Origin of the sequence: Halanaerobium sp. DL-01, from assembly GCF_003338615.1 — a bacterium.
Lineage (GTDB): Bacteria > Bacillota > Halanaerobiia > Halanaerobiales > Halanaerobiaceae > QPJE01.
On the sequence record NZ_QPJN01000031.1, the window covers coordinates 1 to 18,734 of the forward strand.

At 32.8% G+C, this 18,734-nt stretch carries 19 protein-coding genes; all 19 read left to right on the forward strand.

Features of this window, described 5'->3' with window-relative positions; translation table 11 throughout:
• The first annotated feature begins 251 nt into the window (after positions 1-251).
• The 19 genes from DER71_RS09765 (at position 252) to DER71_RS09855 (ending at position 18,692) form a co-directional block, all read left to right on the forward strand.
• Positions 252-605, forward strand: a complete 354-nt coding sequence (locus DER71_RS09765) for a helix-turn-helix domain-containing protein (RefSeq protein WP_114458603.1) — start codon at positions 252-254, stop codon at positions 603-605.
• 42 nt (positions 606-647) lie between these two features.
• Positions 648-1,412 (forward strand): YebC/PmpR family DNA-binding transcriptional regulator, encoded by a 765-nt coding sequence (locus DER71_RS09770; protein ID WP_114458604.1) that lies wholly within the window; start codon positions 648-650, stop codon positions 1,410-1,412.
• A 134-nt stretch (positions 1,413-1,546) separates the two neighbouring features.
• A complete protein-coding gene (gene ruvC, locus DER71_RS09775) occupies positions 1,547-2,044 on the forward strand; it encodes a crossover junction endodeoxyribonuclease RuvC (protein ID WP_114458605.1) in 498 nt (165 codons plus the stop codon).
• Positions 2,041-2,637 (forward strand): Holliday junction branch migration protein RuvA, encoded by a 597-nt coding sequence (gene ruvA, locus DER71_RS09780; protein ID WP_114458606.1) that lies wholly within the window; start codon positions 2,041-2,043, stop codon positions 2,635-2,637. Before ruvC ends, ruvA begins: the two co-directional genes overlap by 4 nt.
• A gap of 2 nt (positions 2,638-2,639) precedes the next feature.
• On the forward strand, positions 2,640-3,677 hold the full coding sequence (gene ruvB / locus DER71_RS09785; RefSeq protein ID WP_114474601.1) for a Holliday junction branch migration DNA helicase RuvB: 1,038 nt from the start codon (positions 2,640-2,642) through the stop codon (positions 3,675-3,677).
• Positions 3,678-3,693: 16 nt separating this feature from the next.
• Positions 3,694-4,731 carry a tRNA preQ1(34) S-adenosylmethionine ribosyltransferase-isomerase QueA gene (gene queA, locus DER71_RS09790; protein WP_114474602.1) on the forward strand — a complete coding sequence of 346 codons (1,038 nt, stop codon included), beginning with the start codon at positions 3,694-3,696 and terminating at the stop codon, positions 4,729-4,731.
• Positions 4,732-5,847, forward strand: coding sequence for a tRNA guanosine(34) transglycosylase Tgt (tgt, locus tag DER71_RS09795; protein WP_233487037.1), 1,116 nt, complete (start codon positions 4,732-4,734; stop codon positions 5,845-5,847).
• 115 nt (positions 5,848-5,962) lie between these two features.
• Positions 5,963-6,247 carry a preprotein translocase subunit YajC gene (yajC, locus tag DER71_RS09800; protein ID WP_114458609.1) on the forward strand — a complete coding sequence of 95 codons (285 nt, stop codon included), beginning with the start codon at positions 5,963-5,965 and terminating at the stop codon, positions 6,245-6,247.
• 30 nt (positions 6,248-6,277) lie between these two features.
• Positions 6,278-6,817, forward strand: coding sequence for a signal peptidase I (gene lepB / locus DER71_RS09805; protein WP_114458610.1), 540 nt, complete (start codon positions 6,278-6,280; stop codon positions 6,815-6,817).
• A gap of 44 nt (positions 6,818-6,861) precedes the next feature.
• Complete coding sequence (secD, locus tag DER71_RS09810; RefSeq protein ID WP_114474603.1) at positions 6,862-8,070, forward strand: protein translocase subunit SecD; 1,209 nt, start codon at positions 6,862-6,864, stop codon at positions 8,068-8,070.
• 5 nt (positions 8,071-8,075) lie between these two features.
• Complete coding sequence (secF, locus tag DER71_RS09815) at positions 8,076-8,939, forward strand: protein translocase subunit SecF (protein ID WP_114458612.1); 864 nt, start codon at positions 8,076-8,078, stop codon at positions 8,937-8,939.
• Between the two features lie 76 nt (positions 8,940-9,015).
• Positions 9,016-10,680, forward strand: coding sequence for an AarF/ABC1/UbiB kinase family protein (locus DER71_RS09820; protein WP_114458613.1), 1,665 nt, complete (start codon positions 9,016-9,018; stop codon positions 10,678-10,680).
• A gap of 12 nt (positions 10,681-10,692) precedes the next feature.
• Positions 10,693-11,028, forward strand: coding sequence for a lipopolysaccharide assembly LapA domain-containing protein (locus DER71_RS09825; protein WP_114458614.1), 336 nt, complete (start codon positions 10,693-10,695; stop codon positions 11,026-11,028).
• Between the two features lie 13 nt (positions 11,029-11,041).
• Positions 11,042-13,468, forward strand: a complete 2,427-nt coding sequence (gene recJ, locus DER71_RS09830) for a single-stranded-DNA-specific exonuclease RecJ (protein ID WP_114458615.1) — start codon at positions 11,042-11,044, stop codon at positions 13,466-13,468.
• Positions 13,458-13,970: an adenine phosphoribosyltransferase gene (locus DER71_RS09835; RefSeq protein ID WP_114458616.1), complete on the forward strand. Its 513-nt coding sequence runs from the start codon at positions 13,458-13,460 to the stop codon at positions 13,968-13,970. Before recJ ends, DER71_RS09835 begins: the two co-directional genes overlap by 11 nt.
• 30 nt (positions 13,971-14,000) lie before the next feature.
• Complete coding sequence (locus DER71_RS09840; RefSeq protein ID WP_114458617.1) at positions 14,001-16,151, forward strand: bifunctional (p)ppGpp synthetase/guanosine-3',5'-bis(diphosphate) 3'-pyrophosphohydrolase; 2,151 nt, start codon at positions 14,001-14,003, stop codon at positions 16,149-16,151.
• Between the two features lie 16 nt (positions 16,152-16,167).
• Positions 16,168-16,620 (forward strand): D-aminoacyl-tRNA deacylase, encoded by a 453-nt coding sequence (gene dtd, locus DER71_RS09845; protein WP_114458630.1) that lies wholly within the window; start codon positions 16,168-16,170, stop codon positions 16,618-16,620.
• A gap of 15 nt (positions 16,621-16,635) precedes the next feature.
• The gene (locus DER71_RS09850; RefSeq protein ID WP_114458618.1) at positions 16,636-17,280 is read left to right on the forward strand and encodes an MBL fold metallo-hydrolase; all 645 of its coding nucleotides are present in this window, start codon (positions 16,636-16,638) and stop codon (positions 17,278-17,280) included.
• 68 nt (positions 17,281-17,348) lie between these two features.
• Entirely contained in the window at positions 17,349-18,692 is a 1,344-nt protein-coding gene (locus DER71_RS09855) for a SurA N-terminal domain-containing protein (RefSeq protein ID WP_114474604.1), read from the forward strand.
• The last annotated feature ends 42 nt before the right edge of the window (positions 18,693-18,734 follow it).

The following is an 18,734-nucleotide window of genomic DNA, read 5'->3' on the forward strand; positions in this document are numbered from 1 at the left end:
GAGACGGGGCAACGACTGACGGAAAGCTGTATACGGGAGAACCGTACGTGCAGTTTGACGAGGGGTCCCAGCTGAAAGGCTGGTCCTACTCTATTGTTAAATTTAAATACTTATATATATTTAAAAAAAATTAAAAATTGATTTTTCAATACTTAAATAATATAATAATATTTATAGTATTTATATAAATACATATAGTCTCTTTAAAACTGCATTTTTTCACCTTATGATAACATTTAGAGGTGAAAATTATGTCAGAGAAAAAACTAGGAGAGCGAATAAAGAAGATGCGTTATAATCTTAACCTGACTCAGGAGAAACTCGGCGAAAAAGCTGACCTTCATTACACATATATTGGTCAGGTTGAGAGAGGGGAAAAAATACCTTCATTTAAAGCTCTTCAGAAGATAGCAGATGCACTTAATATTGGAATAGAATTTCTGGTTAGAGAAAATGAAAATTTGACTGTAACTGAAAGCATTAAAATTAAAGATATTAATGAGCTTCTTGTTAATAGAAATGAAAGAGAACTTGAATTGATATATGATTTTCTGCAGGATTTAATAGATATTCTTGATTATGCGAAAATTGAAAAAAACGACTAAATATGTTAGAATTAATTGTACAATTAACTAAGGAGGTATATTATGGCTGGACACTCTAAATGGGCCAATATTAAACATAAAAAGAAAAAAGAAGATAAAAGAAGGGGAAAACTTTTTTCCAAATTAAGCAAAAAAATTGCAGTAGCAGCTAGAGAAGGTGGCGGAGATCCAGAAATGAATTCTGATCTTCGTATGGCCATTCAGAAGGCTAAAGATAATAATATGCCCAACGAAAATATCGAACGTGCTATCAAGAGGGGTACTGGAAACCTAGAAGGAATGAACTACGAATCTTTTGTCTACGAAGGTTATGGACCTGGTGGAGTAGCTCTGTATCTTGATATAATGACAGATAATAGGAACAGAACTGCTTCGGAAGTGCGACATATTCTAGATAAAAATGGTGGTAATTTAGGATCAAACGGTTGTGTAGCCTGGATGTTTCAGCGAAAAGGTGAGCTTGTTATTGATTTAAAAAGCTACGATGTTGAAGAAGATGATTTATTATTAGAAGCCCTTGAAGCAGGAGCTGAAGATTTAGAATATGGAGAAGAAAGGGCAATAATATATACTGCTCCTTCCAATTATGAATCTGCAAGAAAAGCTCTGGAAGAAGCAGGATATGAGTTTGAATCTGCTGACCTGGTTATGATACCTGATAATGAAGTTGAGCTTGACAAAGCTGAAGCAAAGAAGATGCTGAGGTTGATGGATCAGTTAGAGGATCATGATGATATTCAGGAAGTATATTCAAACTTTGATATCCCAGATGATATAATGGCAGAAATTGAAGCCGAAGAAGATTAAGTGAAAACTTTTCAGAAGGCACTGATATCAGTGTCTTTATTTTTTTGAAGATATAAACTCCATTGTACCCTCTTAATATTTGTGCTATAATAAATTCAAACATTAGTTTGTATCCGAGAATGGCAGGTGATTTTTTGTTAATTTTAGGTGTTGATCCTGGACTTGCTACAATAGGATTTTCTATTGTAGCAAAAGAGGGAAATAGATTTGATGTATTAGAATATGGTGTTATTAAAACTTCATCTGATAAAACGGATGTTGAAAGATTAAAGATTATATATAGAAATTTGACAGAGTTAATTGATGAATATAAACCAGATCAAATGGCAGTTGAAGAACTTTTTTTTAATAAAAATGTTAAAACTGCAATAATTGTTGGGCAGGCAAGGGGAGTAATACTTCTTGCTGGAGCAGAATCCAATATACCTGTTGCAGAATATACCCCTCTGCAGATTAAACAGGCTGTTGTTGGTTATGGTAGAGCTGATAAAAATCAGGTTCAGCAAATGGTAAAAAATCTTTTAAATCTTTCGGAAATACCTCGTCCGGATGATGCTGCTGATGCACTCGCAATTGCAGTCTGCCACGGTCATGTTTATAGTGCAAAATCAAGGTGGAGTGAAAGCTTATGATTGGGTATTTAAGAGGAGAAATTATTCATCTTGAAATGGAAACAGTTATTTTGAAAATAAATGGGATAGGATTTGAAATAGAACTGGCAGGATTTACAAAACTGCCTTCTCTGGGAGAAAAAATTGAAATTTTTATATATACATATGTAAGAGAAGATGCTCTTAAATTATTTGGTTTTCCTAAAAAAAGTGATAAAGAACTTTTTGAAATTTTAATTAATGTAAATGGAATTGGTCCTAGAGCAGCATTGAATATAATAAATTCTATGCCGACAGATAGATTTATATCTGCTATTCTTCAGGAAAATCAGGCTATTTTAAAAGAAATTTCTGGAATTGGCCCTAAAACAGCTCAAAGATTAATTTTGGAGCTGCAGAGTAAATTAGAAGAATTTGCAGCCGGTTTAAATACTGTTCAGAAATACTCGGAACATTCTGCTGAAGATCGAGATGATATTATAGATGCACTTTTATCTTTAGGTTATAATGAAAAGGAAATAGCAAAAGCACTTCAGGAGATGAATTTTAATAAGGACACATCAGTTTCAGAGAAAATAAGACGGGTTTTGAGTTATTTGGGTAAGGAGAGATAACTATGGATAATAGTGAAAGAAGAATAGTTTCTCCCAAAAAGAAAAGTGATGATCACGGTCTTGATAGAGGATTGAGGCCGGAAACTCTTACAGAATATGTAGGTCAAAAGAAATGTAAAGAAAAATTAAAAATATTTATAAAAGCAGCCAGAGAAAGAGAAGAAGCACTGGATCATGTTATGCTTTATGGGCCGCCTGGGCTGGGGAAAACAACTCTTGCCAATATTATTGCAAATGAGCTTAATGTTAATATACACAGAACATCCGGGCCAGCCATTGAACGACCAGGTGATCTTGCTTCGATTTTAACAAATTTACAGCCACATGATGTGCTATTTATTGACGAAATTCACAGGCTTAATAAAATGGTGGAAGAAATACTTTATCCAGCAATGGAAGATTATTGTCTTGATATTATTATTGGGAAAGGACCCAGTGCAAGATCGGTCAGGCTGGATCTGGCTCCATTTACACTGGTTGGTGCAACTACAAAAGCCGGTTTACTCAGCTCCCCACTTAGGGATAGGTTTGGAGTTATTAATAGACTGGAATTTTATTCACATCAGGAATTGAGGGAGATTATATTAAGATCAGCAGATATTCTCCAGCTGGAAATTGTTGAAGCTGGTGCTTTAGAAATAGCTAAAAGATCAAGAGGTACACCAAGAATTGGGAACAGACTTCTTAAAAGAGTAAGAGATTATGCACAGGTAAAAGCAGATGGAGTGATTGATGTTGATGCTGTTAATGGGGCACTAAAACTTCTCGAAATTGATCAGCTTGGTCTTGATCGAATTGACCATAAGCTGTTAAAAACAATAATTGTTAAATTCAGCGGTGGTCCGGTTGGACTGAATACACTGGCTGCTTCAATAAGTGAAGAAACAGAAACAATTGAAGATGTTTATGAACCATATTTACTGCAGCTTGGTTTTATAGATAGGACTCCCCGTGGTAGAGTAGCAACTTTAAAGGCATATGAGCATCTGGGTATCAAAAAAGGTGAACAAAAAATTACATTTGATCTATTTAGAGAATAGTTTTGGAGGTTGAGATATGAAGGTTGATGAATTTGATTATGAACTACCGGAAGAACTAATAGCACAAAAACCTCTTCCGGAAAGAGATATGTCCAAACTTATGGTATTAGATGCAGAAAAAAAAGAAATTAAAGAAGATGTTTTTAGAAATATTACTGAATATTTGAACCCAGGCGATTTAGTGATAATGAATGACAGTCGGGTAATTCCGGCTCGGCTTTATGGAGAAAAAATACCAACAGGTACTGAAATTGAGATACTTCTTTTAAATGAACTTTCTGAAGGAAGATGGGAGGTTCTGGTAAAACCAGGCAGAAGAGCTAAAAAGGGAGTAAAAATAGATTTTGGAGGTATTTTAAAAGCTGAAGTTATGGAATACACTGAATTTGGAGGAAGAATTTTAGAATTTTCCTGGGATAAAGGTGATTTTGAAGAAATAATAAGAGAATTGGGAGAAATACCTCTACCTCCATATATAAAAAATAAACTTTCAGATCCAGAAAGATATCAGACAGTTTACAGCCAAAAAAAAGGATCAGCTGCAGCACCTACTGCCGGACTTCATTTTACAGATGAATTATTGGATAAAATTAGGTATAAAGGAGTTTATCTGGATTTTATAACACTACATGTAGGCCTGGGTACTTTCAGACCGGTCAGAAAAGAAAATATTGAAGATCACAAAATGCATTCCGAATATGCAGAAATTTCTGCTGAGACTGTTGATTTAATAAGAAAAGTTAAAAAATCAGGGAATAAAGTTGTTTCAGTAGGGACAACTGTGACTAGGACTCTGGAATCTGCTGCTGAAGGTGGTAAGCTGAAGGCTTTTAAAGGCTGGACAGATATTTTTATTTATCCTGGCTATAAATTTAAAGTTGTAGATGCTTTGATAACTAATTTTCATCTTCCAAAATCTACTCTGTTGATGCTTGTATCCGCATTTGCAGGAAGAGAATTTATTTTAAAAGCTTACCAAAGAGCAGTGCAAAATAAATACAGGTTTTTTAGCCTGGGAGATGCGATGTTTATAAAAAATCAGGGAGGGAAGTAATTGTTGTTTAATTTTAAATTACTAAAAAAATCAGCCAATAGTGCTGCCAGGCGAGGTAGAATAACGACCAGTCATGGAGATATAGAAACTCCTATTTTTATGCCTGTTGGTACTCAGGCTACAGTAAAAGCCATGTCTCCACGTGAATTAAAAGAAATTGAATCACAAATTATACTTGCAAACACCTATCATCTTTATTTGCGTCCGGGAGATGAACTTATTAAAAAAGCAGGAGGACTGCATAAATTTATGAACTGGGATCGACCAATACTGACTGATAGTGGTGGATTTCAGGTATTTAGTCTGTCAGATCTCAGGGAAATAAAAGAGGAAGGAGTTTATTTCAGATCTCATTTAGATGGATCAAAACATTTTATTTCACCAGAAAAGTCAATGCAGATTCAGAAAAATCTTGGTTCAGATATAGTTATGGCCTTTGATGAGTGTCCACCTTATCCAGCAGAAAAAAAATATGTTGATCAGTCACTGGATAGAACAGTAAGATGGGCTGAAAGGTGTAAGAAAGAGATGCAGAACAGCAGTCAGATACTTTTTGGTATTATACAGGGTGGAGTTTACAAAGATTTAAGACAAAAAAGTGTTGAAAAAATGCTTGAACTTGATTTTCCCGGCTATTCTTTAGGGGGATTAAGTGTTGGAGAACCAAAAGATATTATGTATGATGTACTGTCATACACAACCCTATTAATGCCTGATAATAAACCACGGTATTTAATGGGAGTAGGAACACCGGAAGATTTTATTGAAGGAGTTTATTATGGAATAGATATGTTTGACTGTGTTATGCCGACTCGAATTGCAAGACATGGGCAGATTTTCACTTCTGAAGGGAGATTAACGGTACGTAATGCAGCGTACAAAAAAGATTTTTCTCCACCTGACAGTGAATGCAGCTGTTATGTCTGCCAAAATTACAGCCGTGCATATATAAGACATCTTTTAAAAAGAAATGAAATACTCGGAGTGAGGTTAACTACATATCATAATCTGTATTTTATGTTGAACCTCGCCAAAAAAATAAGAGAAGCTGTTGACAGAGATAATTTTATTCAGTTTAGAGATGATTTTTATAAACAATATAATATTAATAAATAAATATATATTGTAAAAATTAAATTAAAAATTTAGCAGGAATATTATTTTAATTGTTGAATTAGTAATGAGAGAAAAAATTAATAATGTGAGAAAAAAATTAATTAGGAGGATAAAAATGGACTATGTATATGCAATATTACCATGGGTGCTAATCTTTGGAATATTTTGGTTTTTCTTAATCAGACCACAGAGAAAACAGAAAAAAGAACATCAGCAGATGCTGGATAATTTAAAATCTGGTGACAGTGTGGTTACAATTGGAGGAATTAAGGGTAAAGTAATAAAGATAAAAGATAATAATATAAAAATCAGAGTTTCTTCAAATGTTGATATTGATCTTGTTAAAAATGCCATTGCTCGAGTTGTTGATAATACTGAAGTTACTACCGAAGAAGAATAAAAAAAGAAAATTTATACTGGGGGAAAAGTTGTGAGTAATGCAATCAAAGAATTTTTGCAGTCTCTTGTTATTGCAGGAATATTGGCTTTTTTAATAATTACATTTGTTGCCCAGTCATTTGTAGTTGATGGAAGTTCTATGGCCAATACACTTCATGATGGAGAAAGATTATTTGTTAATAAATTTATTTATAGATTTCATCCACCCGAAAGAGGAGATATAATAGTTTTTACTCCTCAGGGGGCTCCGGATAAAAAATATATTAAAAGGGTAATTGGACTTCCAGGTGATACCGTCTATATTAGAGACGGTGTTACTTATGTTAATGGTGAAGCCATTGAAGAAACATATTTGCCCGAAAAAATGATAGGAGATTTTGGGCCCTATCAAATTCCATCTGAAAGTGTGTTTGTTCTGGGTGATAATCGTAATCACAGTGCTGACAGCAGATTTCCAGGTATTGTTGGGTTTGTTGATTATGATTCCATATCAGGAAAGGCTTTCTGGGTTTACTGGCCTCTTAATTCTATGAGATTAATTGATCATTATGATTATCAGTTATCTTCTTAAATCGGCCATTATTAATAATTTACTGTTAGGAGGAAACTTTTTTAATGAGATATAAGCAGAAAAGAACAATAAAGCTAATTATAATAGTTGCCATAATAGCATTTGCATATTTTCTTTATTCCTTTTATGGAATTAATTTGGGGCTTGATTTAAGAGGTGGGGCACATATTGTTTTACAGGCCAAACCAACTGAAGAGAGGCCCATTGATAATACTGTAATGGCAGGTATACAGAGTGTAATAGAAAGAAGGATAAATCAGCTTGGTCTGACAGAGCCGGTTATTCAGCGTGAAGGATCGGACAGAATAATAGTTGAACTGCCAGCTATTGATAATCCAAATGAGGCAATTAATACTATTGGTAGAACTGCGATGCTTACATTCAGAAATACTGCCGGTGATATATTAATGACTGGAGAAGTGGTTAAAGATGCCAGAGCAGATTATGATCAGTATGGACGTCCAGTTGTATCATTTACTTTAACTTCAGAGGGAGCAGCAAAATTTGCTGAAATTACAAGTGAATATATGGGAAGAAAAATTGGAATTTATCTTGATGATGAACAGCTTACAAATCCTGTTGTACAATCTGTTATTCGGGAAAAAGGACAGATAACAGGATATGAAAGCGTGGAAGCAGCCGAAAAAGATGCTATTTTAATTCGTGAAGGTGCACTACCTGTTCCTGTTGAAATTATAGAAACAAGGACAGTTGGTCCTACACTGGGTAAAATTTCAATACAAAAAAGTATTACTGCTGGACTTATTGGATTGATGTTGGTGGGAATATATATGATTTTTTATTACAGATTTCCGGGAATTTTAGCAGCAGTTATTCTGATAATTTATGGACTTTTACTTATGGGTACTATGGCAGGACTTCAAGCAACGCTTACTTTGCCGGGAATTGCCGGACTTATATTATCCATTGGTATGGCTGTAGATGCAAATATAATTATATTTGAAAGAATTAAGGATGAACTTAAAAGTGGAAAAACACTTAGAGCTTCAATCGATGCAGGATTTAAACGAGCTTATACAACTATAATTGATGCGAATATAACTACAATAATGACTGCCCTGATTCTGGCCTACTTTACTAGTGGAACAGTAAGAGGTTTTGCTGTAACATTAGGTATAGGTGTTTTAGTAAGCATGTTTACTGCTTTCTTTATTTCAAGAAATATTATTGATTTTTTTACAGGTAGTAAATTAATGCAGGAAAACAAGGCTTTTGGAGTCAGAAGGGGGTAATATTATTGGATATTCTAGGTAAGAGAAAAATCTGGTATAGTATTTCAACTGTAGTTATTGCTGTTGGGTTAATCTTTCTTTTGATCAATGGATTAAATTTAGGAATTGATTTTCAGGGTGGTACACTGCTTGAATTCAAATTTGATCATGCTGTTACTACTGATCAGATTCGAACAATACTGGAAGAAATAGATATAGCTGCTGGAAGTAAAATTCAGCAGACAACTGAAAGAGATATACATGGAGTCCTGATAAGAGCTCAAGAATTAAGTTCTGAAGAAATTATAAAAGTTGAAGAAGCGCTTCACAGTGAAATTCCGTCAACAGAAATGTTGAGAACAGAAATGGTGGGGCCTTTAATCGGAAAAGAACTCAGAATAAATGCGCTTTTGGCAATGCTTGTTGCTTCAATTGGAATTGTCGCTTATATAAGTTACCGATTTGAATTTAGATTTGCTGCAGTTTCTATCATAACATTAATGCATGATATTTTAATAACTCTGGGTATTTTTGCTATTATCGGTAAAGAGGTAAATACACCTTTTGTTGCGGCACTTTTGACAATTATTGGTTATTCTATTAATGATACAATAGTCATTTTCGATAGAATACGAGAAAACATGAAATTAATGCACAGAACACCATTTATAGAACTTGCTAATAAAGCTGTTGTAGATACCCTACCAAGATCTATTAATACTTCTTTAACAACACTGATTACAATACTTGCTATTTATTTTTTTGGAGGGACATCTATTAGAACATTTATGCTTGCTTTATTTGTTGGAATGTTTGCTGGAACATATTCTTCTATTTTTGTAGCAAGTCCTCTGCTTGTTACCTGGCAGAAAAAGGTGCAGAAAAGATAAAAATAGTACTTTACCCCCTTTATGATATTTCCTGCATGAGGGGGTTTCTAACTTTTAAAAAGGCTGTGATCTTTTTATGAATTTTAATATTCCAAGACACTACAGACATTTTCAGAGATATAGTGAAATTGCACAGATACTATTGAAAAATGGACTGGGGTTTATAATATCACAATTAGATTTAGAAAAATATCTGCCCTTTCGCAAAAGAATTTCTAAAGAAGAAAGACCAAGTGGGAAAATGCTTGCAGTTAGAACTAGGGAAGTGCTGCAGGAGCTTGGCCCTGCCTATATAAAATTGGGACAGCTTTTAAGTACCCGTGCTGATATACTGCCTCCAATTTTTATCAAAGAATTGCAGAAACTGCAGGACAGAGTTCCAGCAGAACCTTTTGAACTGATAGAAGAATTTTTAAAAAAAGAGCTTGGTGATAAATATGATAGTAATATTACAGAAATAGATGAAGAACCTACAGCAGCAGCTTCAATTGCACAAACACACCGGCTAATATTAAAAGATGGCAGCAGGGCAATTATGAAAGTTAAAAGACCTAATATTGAAAAGAACATACATATTGATATAGAAATAATGGAAAATTTGGCTGAAATAGCTCAGGAACGAGATCTTTTTACCGGATTTATAAGACCGGTTGAAATTATTTCGGAATTCAAAAGGGCAATACGGGATGAATTAAATTTCAAAAGTGAAATGGCCAATATATTTAGGTTTACCAGTGATTTTAAAGATAATCCAAATATAAAAGCTCCAGAGGTTTATTCGGAATTATCAACTGCAAATGTTTTGGTTATGGAAGAAATTATTGGAGAAAAACTTGGTAATATTGATTCGGATCATCCCAACAATAAATTTTTGGCTGTTTTAGGAGCAAAAGCCCTTATGCGGCAGGTACTTATTAATGGTTTTTTTCATGCCGATCCTCATCCCGGTAATATTTTTGTAGTGGATGATAAGGTGCTGGCATATGTAGATTTTGGAATGGTAGGGCGGATTACTGAAGAAGATAAGGATATGCTCGCCCTGCTATTTTATGCTCTGATAAATAAAAAAATCAATGTTTTAACAGACATAATATTGATTTTAGGTGAGGCACCTGATGATTTAAACAGGCGGCGCTTTAAATTGGACATGACAAAATTGCTGGACAGATATTATGGAAGTGATTTAACTGATATAGAATTTCAAGTTGTTTTTGAAGATGTACAGCATTTTATATTTGAACATAAAATTAGAATGCCTCAGGAATTTTTTCTTCTATTTCGGGCAATTGGTGTCAGCGAGGGTGTTGGTTTAAACCTTGATCCTGATTTTAATGTGGTGGATGTAGGAAGAGAGTTTATTGAAGAAATATTGAAAGATCGTTTTAATCCTAAAAATATCAAAAAACGAATTAACTCAGGTTTGTGGAAGTTTGGAAAGAAAAATTATGAAACAAAAACACAGTTAAAAGAGCTGCTGGAAAAACTTGTGCAGGATGATTTCACTATTAATTTTAAGCACAGCAATTTAGAAAATTTCATCTATAAGCTGGATGTAGTGACAAATCGCTTATCGGTAAGTTTAATAATTTCAGCATTAATTATAGGATCAACTATGCTTATACAGACTAATATGGATCCTAAAATTTTTAATATTCCACTGTTTGGATTTATAGGTTATATAATGGCCGGGGTGCTTGGCTTTTGGCTTGTTATTTCTATTTTTAAATCCGGAAAATATTAAGGAGGTGGAGGCGTGCAGAGAAATTTAATAATTGCATTAGTTTTTGCGCTTTTAATAGCTATTTTTGCCATGCAGAATGCTGTGTCGGTTACTTTATCTTTTTTTAACTATTCTTTTCAGACGTCACTTGTAGTAGTAGTGCTTGGTTCTATGGCTGTTGGTGCATTAATTATGGGACTTTTTAGTTCTTTAAAACAAATTAAATTAAAACGAGAAATTAGACAGCTTCAGAAAAAATATAGTGAATTAAAAGCACAGTTTTCTTATCTTGAAGATCAGAAAACCAGTAATATAGTAGAGAAAAACAGCTTATCCAAAAATAATGAAGATGATGATAATATAAATTGATTGGTGATTATGTATGAATAAATTCTGGGAATTGACTGACTGGACCACAAATAATTCAGATAATATTCTTAATGATATCCTGGAAATTAGAGGATTGAAAACAGCAGAAGAAAAACAGATATTTCTGGAATCAGATCTGGATTATTTATCTGATCCATTTGACTTTAAAGATATGGAAAAAACAATAATTAGAATAAAAAAGGCTGTTGAAAATGAAGAAAATATAATGATATATGGTGATTATGATGTTGACGGAATAACGTCAACAGCTCTTTTTTATCTTTATCTAAAAAAAAGATTTGGTGTAAAAGTAAAATATTATCTACCTGATCGACAGAAAGAAGGATATGGTTTAAATAAAGAAGCTTTTAAAAAAATATACAAACAGAATATAGACCTGCTTATTACAGTTGATTGTGGAATTAATGCTGTAAAAGAAATTGAATTGGCAAATAGTTTTGGAATTGATGTTATAATAACAGATCATCACACTCCAGAAAAAGAAAATACATTAGCCTATACGGTAATAAACCCCCATCTTCTGGAGCAGAATAATCACTTTGCTAGAAATCTTTCTGGAGTGGGTGTAGCCTACAAAATATGTCAGGCTCTGGAAATTAATGAAGGCTGCAGTATGAAAGAAATACTTACTGGATTGATTCCTTTGGCAGCTCTGGGGACAGTTGCTGATATAGCTAAATTAACTAATGAAAATAGGATTTTAGTAAAACATGGATTAAAAAATATAAAGTTAAATTACATACCCGGTTTGAACCGGCTTATAGAAAAATTGAAGTTAAATATTAATGAAATTTCAGCTGGTCAGATTGGTTATATTATAGCCCCCCCACTTAATGCAGCCGGCAGAATTGATAGTGCTGAAAAGGCTCTTGAACTTCTTATTACTGAAGATCAAAAGAAAGCCGATAAAATTGCTGAATATTTAATAAATATAAACAAAAAGAGGCAGAAAAAAGAAAAAAAAATATATCAGCAGGCTCTGCAAAAGATTGAAAAATCTTCCGATATCTGTGAAGAGAGAGCTATTATACTGGCAGACAGGAGGTGGCATTCTGGAATTGTTGGAATTGTAGCATCAAAATTGGTAGAAGAGTATAATCTGCCGGTTATTTTAATAGCCGTGGACAAAGATGGGGTAGGTAAAGGATCTGGCAGAAGCATACCTGCTTTAAATCTTTTTAATACCTTAAACAGCTGTAGAGATGATCTGATAAATTTTGGTGGCCATTATGGTGCTGCCGGTCTTACAATTAATATGGACAGCTTCCAAAATTTTAAAAATGATTTTATCTCTGCAACAAAAGAAGAACTAAACAAGCAGGATTTTGTTCCTAAAATAAAAGCTGATATGATGCTGGACATAAATGATATAACTAAAAAATTTGTTAAAAAGCTTGATAAATTAAGACCTTTTGGTGTAGCAAATCCATCACCAAAATTTTTAATTAAAAATATAAAAGTTAGTAACTGTTTTAAAATTGGTAAAGAAAAAAAACATTTAAAATTTAATATTAACAGTAAAATTTCAGCTATTGCTTTTAATATGGGTTATTTGGCAGAACAAATACAAAACAATAGAATAGATACTTTATGTCAGCTAGAAATAAACAGGTGGCAGGGCAGAGAAAATATTCAGCTTAAAATAATTGATGTTAAAATTTCAAATTACAGCAGTCTTACTGCAGCAGTATTTAATTCAAAAAGAATGAAAATCTTTGATTATAGAAAAAATAATAATAAATTATTACTGCTGGAAAACTTTATTGATTTTTATCAGGATGAAAATATTTCTGTATATATTAATAATCAGAAATTGAAACATAAACTTATCGAAAAATATAAGGATATTTATTTTTTTTCAGATGCTGATAATAGAAAAATAAGTCGGAAAAACTTTATTAATAAATTAATATTTTTTTCTTTACCATTTTCTCTGGAACATTTTTCTGAAATATTGCACTCTTTCACTTCTAAAGATGAAAAATTAGAAGTTGTTTTTATGTTTTCAAAAAAGGATATAGCTTTAAACAAAAGGCTAATTAGTATAAATTGTCCTGATAGAAACAATATATCTGAATTTTACATTTTTTTAAAAAAAGAGCAGTATAAAAATGAGGATTTAAATTCCATAAAAAATAGTTATATAAATAAAAACAATATCAGTAAAAAGTCAGCAGATATTTTTGAAAATAATATTAAAATTTTGAAGCAAATTGGGTTAATTAAAATTAATAACAGTACTGTTTTTTTTACTGATCCTGGCAAAAACAAATTGGACTTATCAAATTCAATACGTTATAATAAATTATCAAGGCAAATGGAAAAATTTGATGATTTTGTTTCTGCCGCCTATAAAGATAATCTTTTTGATTTAATTGATTTAATAAAGAATTTTGAGGAGGAAAATGATGAATCTTAAAGAAAAAATCAGAAACATACCAGACTTTCCAGAAAAAGGTATTTTGTTTAAAGATATTACACCTCTGTTGAAAGATAAAAATGCATTTAAAGAAGCTATTGTAAAAATGGCTGATATGTTTAATAATAAAGAATTTGATTATGTAGTTGGAATTGAAGCCAGAGGTTTTATTGTAGGTACACCCCTGGCTTTAGAAATGGATAAAGGATTTATACCAATAAGAAGACCAGGTAAACTTCCTTATGATACTTTGAGTATTTCCTATGAGCTTGAATATGGGAAAAATAAACTGGAAATACATAAAGATGCAATTGATAAGGGTGATAAGATTTTATTAATAGATGACCTGCTTGCCACTGGTGGAACAACCAAAGCTGCGGTTGAGTTGATTGAGAAGTTGGGAGGACAAGTTATCGGCTGTGGATTTCTTTTAGAATTAGGAAACTTAGAGGGACGCAAAATGTTAGAAGGTTATGATATTAGATCACTGCTGATTGATTAAATCATTTATGCTGAAAAAGGGGCAATTTGAATGGAACTGGATGATCTTTTAAAGAGAATAAAAAATTATATGGATAATCCTGATATTGATTTTATAAAAAAAGCTTATAATTATGCAGCTGCAGCTCATGAGGGGCAGTATAGGGTTTCCGGAGAACCTTTTGTGGATCATCCTCTTGGAGTAGCAATAATTTTGGCTGATCTTGAACTTGATGTTGTTTCTATTGTCTCTTCAATGCTTCATGATGTTGTTGAAGATACTGAAATAAGTAGTGATGATATTGCTGATGAATTTGGAGATGAAGTTGCACATCTTGTTGATGGGGTTACCAAACTTACAAGAATGGAATTTAAAACAAAGGAAGATCAGCAGGCAGAAAGTTTGAGAAAAATGTTTGTAGCTATGGCTGAAGATATTCGAGTTGTTTTGATAAAGTTGGCCGACAGACTGCATAATATGAGAACATTGAATTATTTAAAAAAAGAGAAAAGGATAGAAAAATCGCAGGAGACATTAGAAATATATGCACCTTTGGCACACAGACTAGGTATGTCCAGAATAAAATGGGAACTTGAAGATCTTGCTTTTAGATATATTCAGCCAGATATGTATTATGAATTATCTCAGAAAGTGCAGGCAAATCGAAAACAGAGAGAAAATGATATACAGCAGGCAATAGACACTTTAAAAGACACATTAAAAAAACAGAATATAGAGGCAGAAATTTACGGCAGACCTAAACACCTATACAGCATATATAATAAAATGCAGCGTAAAGAAGTTGAGTTTGATGAAATATATGATTTAACTGCTGTAAGGGTACTTGTTGAAAACGTTAGAGAATGTTATGAAGTTTTAGGGGTTATTCATGAGATATGGAAACCAATACCAGGTAGGTTTAAAGATTATATTGCTATGCCTAAATCAAACATGTATCAGTCACTGCATACAACAGTAATTGGTCCTAATGGTGATCCTCTTGAAGTCCAAATAAGAACCTATGAAATGCATAAAACTGCCGAATATGGTATTGCAGCACATTGGCGTTACAAAGAAGGTAAGGTTGGCGATGAAAAATTTGAAGAAAAATTATCCTGGCTGAGGAGGCTTTTAGAATGGCAGAAAGATCTTCAGGAACCACAGGAATTTATGGAAACACTAAAGATTGATTTATTTGAGGATGAAGTGTTTGTATTTACTCCTAAGGGAGATGTAGTATCACTACCTAAAGGTGGTTCACCGGTAGATTTTGCCTACCATATTCACACAGAGGTTGGCCATAAATGTGTAGGAGCTAAAGTTAATGGTAAAATAGTTCCACTCGAGTATAAACTAAACAATGGGGATATTGTAGAAGTTTTGACCTCTAAAAAAAGTAATGGTCCGAGTAGAGACTGGCTTAATTTTGTACAGACTTCAAAAGCCAGAAGCAAGATAAAGCAGTGGTTTAAAAAACAGCGAAGAGATGAAGTTATACAAAAAGGAAGAGATTCTTTTGAAAAAGAACTAAAAAAGCATAATATTAGTTTAAAGGAAAAGAAAAAAGAAAAAGAATTAAAACGTATTGCCAAAGATATGGGACGTAAAGAAGTAGATGATCTATTTGAAGAAATTGGTTATAGTAATTTAAGTCCCAAACAAATTATAACAAAATTAGATGAGTATGAACCAGAAAAGGATATTGACAAGAAGATTACACCTAAGGTTAAAAGCAAATCATCTGTTGATAAAGGTGTTTCTGTTCGCGGCATGGAAAATATGTTGGTAAGAATGGCTAAATGCTGTAATCCTGTACCTGGTGATGATATTACTGGTTATATTACCAGAGGAAGGGGTGTATCTGTTCACCGCACAGACTGCCGCAATTTGCAGAGGTTAAAGAAAAGTGAACCTGAACGAATTATTGAGGTCAACTGGGATAGAGGGCGAACAGAATCCTATCAGGTTGACTTGAGAATTGATGCTGTAAATAAAAATGCTCTGTTAAATGATATAACAACACTTATAAAAAAAGAAAAGTTAAATCTTCTGTCAGTAATGGCAAGAACAAGTAAAAGTGACAATCGTGCAGTAGTTAATTTATCTTTAGAATTAAGCAGTATAGAGCATATGCACGATATAATGAAAAAAATAGAATCAATTTCTGGTGTTCTTAATGTTAATAGATCTAAACCAAGGTAATGGGAGTGATAAAAAATTGCGTGCAGTAGTACAGAGAGTTAAATCTGCTTCTGTTGAAGCAGATAAAGAAATCACCGGGGAAATTGGCCCCGGTTTATTAATATTTTTAGGTGTGGGGAATGATGATGATCAGTCTGATGCTGATTATTTGGTTAATAAAATTGTGAATTTAAGAATTTTCAATGATAAAGATGGACAGTTGAATCTATCTGCAGTAGATTTACAAAAAGATATACTGATTGTTTCTCAATTTACTTTATTTGGGGACTGCAGAAAGGGTAGGAGGCCCAGTTTTTTTGATGCTGCTCCACCTGATGCTGCTGAAATTCTCTATAACTATTTTGTTTATGAGATTAAAAATAGTACAGATCTTAAAGTTGAAACTGGTGTATTTCAGGCAATGATGGATGTGGTTTTAATTAATGATGGACCTGTTACACTTCTTATTGATAGTAAAAAAACATTCTAAATAGGTGAATTAAAAATGAAGATAAAAACAATGGCTTTAGGAACAATGTTTACAAAATCTTATATTATATCTGATTCTCATGATAATGCATATATTATTGATCCTGGTGATGATGGTAAAAAAGTACTTGCTTTTTTAAATAAAAAAAGTTTGCATCTTAAATTTATTATTAATACACACGGTCATTTTGACCATATAGGTGCAAATGAGTTTTTAAAACAAAAAACTGCGGCAGAAATAATAATTCATAAAAAAGATAATGAACTTCTTACAGATCCTGCCAAAAATATGTCGGGCTATTTTTACAGTTCCAGGAAGATAACAAGCCCACCAGCTGATAAATTTATTGCAGATGGGGACATACTAACATTTGATAAATTTAAATTTAAAGTTCTGCATACACCCGGCCATACAGCAGGAAGTATGTCTTTTTACTGTTCTGAAGAAAAGATTTTGTTTAGTGGAGATACTATATTTAGTAATGGAATTGGTCGTACTGATCTTCCGGGAGCTAATCAACAAGCATTAAAAAATTCAATTGAAAATAAGTTGCTTACCTTACCAGATGATACAGTTGTTTATCCCGGTCATGGAAATTCTTTAAAACTTAAAAGTTTTAAAACAAATATTTGGCCTTCAATATACAGCAGTTTGACATAGAATTAGTAATAAGTTAAAATTAAAAAGAATTAAATTATCTAATTGATTTAGAGAGGGGAGTGTAGAGCTTGTTTGATACTTTACGCAAAAATAGTAGAATAATAGTTTATTTTGTTGTAGTTGCTTTTGTAATAACCGGTGGATTTATGGGATATGGCGCATATTTAAGCAACAATAATACTGGTTCTAGTTCAACAGGTTCTCCTGGTGTTATAGCTGAGGTTAATGGTTCAGAAATAACACAGCAGGAATTTATGAGAATGCTCCAGAGGCAGGCACCTAAGCAAAATTTGAGCAATGCCCAAATTATTTCGTTTAAATATAATGTTTTAAATTCTTTAATCGAAAGAGAATTAATTATGCAGCAGGCAGAAGAATTGAATATATCTCCAGTAGTTGATGATAAAGAGGTAGAAGAAGTATATAATCAAATTGTTTCTCAAAATATAGAATCAGAAGAAAAATTAACAAAAGAAGAACTAAATAAAAAATTCGAAAAGAAACTGGAGGAGCAGAATTATTCTCCAGCTCAGCTAAAAGATGATATTAGGCTTAATTTACAGACCACTAAAAAGATTCAGCAGACAATAGATAAAAGTTACAGCAGTGTGTCTGTTTCCAAAGAAGAAATTGAAGAAAGGTATAATGAAAAATATCCCAAAAAGGATACAGAAGATAATGAAGGACAAAATGAAGATTTAGATACTGCTGATCAGCAGTCAAAAGAGGAATCAAATCAGCCAGCAGGACAGGAAAATGAGAGACCAAAATATGAAGATGTTAAAGACGAACTAGAAAAAGAAATTTTAAGAGAAAAACAAAATGCTGCATTTAGCAGCTGGTTGAAAAATTTAAAAGCAGAATCGGAAATTATTATTCATGATCCAGTTTTAAATGCCTATCAGGAACTAAATAACGGTAATTATGCTGCAGCTGTAGAAAAATTCAGTTCTCTGATAGAAGAAAATCCGAGCCCTGTATTTTATCAGTATTTAGCTGCATCATATAGTGGAGCCGGAAATAAAGATAAAGCAGAAAAAACTTACAATACTGCACTGGAAGAATATCCGGATAACTTTGATCTGCACATGAATCTGGCTAACTTTTATAGACAGCAGGGCAAAAATGATGCTGCAGTTGCACAGCTTAAAAAAGCTTCTGAACTAGCAGGCAGTGATTTTATGGCTCACTATCAGCTGTTTATGCAGTTTAATAGTTTAGGTGCAGAAAAAGAAGCAAAGCAGGAAATGCAGATAATACAGGACTTAAATCAGCAGATGGAGCAGGAAAATAAAGCAGCAGAAAATCAGAGCAGTGGGAATGATGAACAGCTGCCAAATGAAAATTTGCCGGAAGATAAGACTACAAATGATTCTACAGAAAGCACAGAGGTTGAATCTGATAATAACTAATTGAGTTATTAAATTAAAATATTGATAATAGAGGTGATTTTT

Bases quoted from the DNA above. Each gene is read 5' to 3' on its own strand.
- DER71_RS09765 (WP_114458603.1), top strand. From the start codon at position 252: ATGTCAGAGAAAAAACTAGGAGAGCGAATAAAGAAGATGCGTTATAAT.
- DER71_RS09770 (WP_114458604.1), top strand. From the start codon at position 648: ATGGCTGGACACTCTAAATGGGCCAATATTAAACATAAAAAGAAAAAA.
- ruvA (WP_114458606.1), top strand. From the start codon at position 2,041: ATGATTGGGTATTTAAGAGGAGAAATTATTCATCTTGAAATGGAAACA.
- ruvB (WP_114474601.1), top strand. From the start codon at position 2,640: ATGGATAATAGTGAAAGAAGAATAGTTTCTCCCAAAAAGAAAAGTGAT.
- queA (WP_114474602.1), top strand. From the start codon at position 3,694: ATGAAGGTTGATGAATTTGATTATGAACTACCGGAAGAACTAATAGCA.
- yajC (WP_114458609.1), top strand. From the start codon at position 5,963: ATGGACTATGTATATGCAATATTACCATGGGTGCTAATCTTTGGAATA.
- secD (WP_114474603.1), top strand. From the start codon at position 6,862: ATGAGATATAAGCAGAAAAGAACAATAAAGCTAATTATAATAGTTGCC.
- DER71_RS09820 (WP_114458613.1), top strand. From the start codon at position 9,016: ATGAATTTTAATATTCCAAGACACTACAGACATTTTCAGAGATATAGT.
- recJ (WP_114458615.1), top strand. From the start codon at position 11,042: ATGAATAAATTCTGGGAATTGACTGACTGGACCACAAATAATTCAGAT.
- DER71_RS09835 (WP_114458616.1), top strand. From the start codon at position 13,458: ATGAATCTTAAAGAAAAAATCAGAAACATACCAGACTTTCCAGAAAAA.
- DER71_RS09840 (WP_114458617.1), top strand. From the start codon at position 14,001: ATGGAACTGGATGATCTTTTAAAGAGAATAAAAAATTATATGGATAAT.
- DER71_RS09850 (WP_114458618.1), top strand. From the start codon at position 16,636: ATGAAGATAAAAACAATGGCTTTAGGAACAATGTTTACAAAATCTTAT.